General features: G+C 60.2%; 2 protein-coding genes. Both read left to right on the top strand.

Annotated features, from left to right (window positions below):
* Nucleotides 1–8: 8 nt before the first annotated feature.
* A complete protein-coding gene (locus NFR41_RS10550; protein WP_349665481.1) occupies nucleotides 9–176 on the top strand; it encodes a hypothetical protein in 168 nt (55 codons plus the stop codon).
* A 107-nt stretch (nucleotides 177–283) separates the two neighbouring features.
* A partial coding sequence (locus tag NFR41_RS10445) for an IS4 family transposase (RefSeq protein WP_251231801.1) occupies nucleotides 284–1,037 on the top strand: 754 nt, incomplete at its 3' end.

Below are 1,037 nucleotides of genomic sequence, written 5' to 3' on the forward strand. Positions count from 1 at the left end.
TGAGTCCGTTGCTTAGTAATATCCTACTTGACGATCTGGACAAGAAACTGGATGCCAGAGGCCACCGGTTCTGCCGATATGCCGATGACTGCCAGATCTACGTCCAAAGCCGTCGAGCGGGCCACCGAGTCAAGGACAACGTGACCGCCTTTCTCGAAACACGACTCAAACTCTGACGGATCCCCACGAAATAGATAAGAAAATCAGGATGATATGATTGAAAAGGCCTGCATGGGTCGGCATGTTGTTAATCGCCAAACCAACAATATGCCTAAGGAGACCCATGCAGGCCCCTCGATTCTTACATACTCTGCTGACCTCATCACTCCCCCTGGTCCATGCCAAGCGCCTGCAGGCGCTGCTCGACACGGTGGGTGCCCTGCTGGGCGAGCGCCGCCTGGGCTTGACCGCCCTGGGGCGTGCCTTGCCAGGGCCAGTGGCTACCAAGCACACCATCAAGCGAGTCGATCGGTTGCTGGGCAACCCTCACCTGCATCAGGAGCGTCCCCTGTTCTATTGGCTCGTGGCCAGCCTGCTGATTGGCCACATGACCCGCCCGCTGATTCTGGTGGACTGGTCGCCGATTGATGACCGTGGCAAACGGTTCTTGCTGCGCGCCGCGGTGCCCTTTGCCGGGCGCTCGCTGCCAATCTTCGAGAAAGTCCACCACAAGGATGGCTGCCAACACTGTGAGGCATACTTGTTGGCCGCTCTGGCCGAGATACTGCCTGACAACGCCACGCCGATCTTGGTCACCGATGCGGGCTTTCGTAATCCCTGGTTCGAGGCGGTTGAGGCACGTGGTTGGTACTACGTCGGCCGGGTGCGTAGCCCGGTTCGCTGCCAGCTGCCAGGGCAGGCGTGGCAACCTGTGTCAGACCTGTTTCCGCAAGCGACATCGGTACCGCGGGCGCTGGGTTCCGTGCAAATTGCTGAGAGCAATCCACTGACCACCCGCATGGTGCTCTACCATCGGCCGCCGCAGGGGCGCAAGCATCGCAACAAGCGCGGACAGGTCTCCCAGGACAGCCGCAGCC

Origin of the sequence: Adlercreutzia aquisgranensis (assembly GCF_943193145.1) — a bacterium.
Taxonomy (GTDB): Bacteria; Actinomycetota; Coriobacteriia; order Coriobacteriales; family Eggerthellaceae; genus Xiamenia; species Xiamenia aquisgranensis.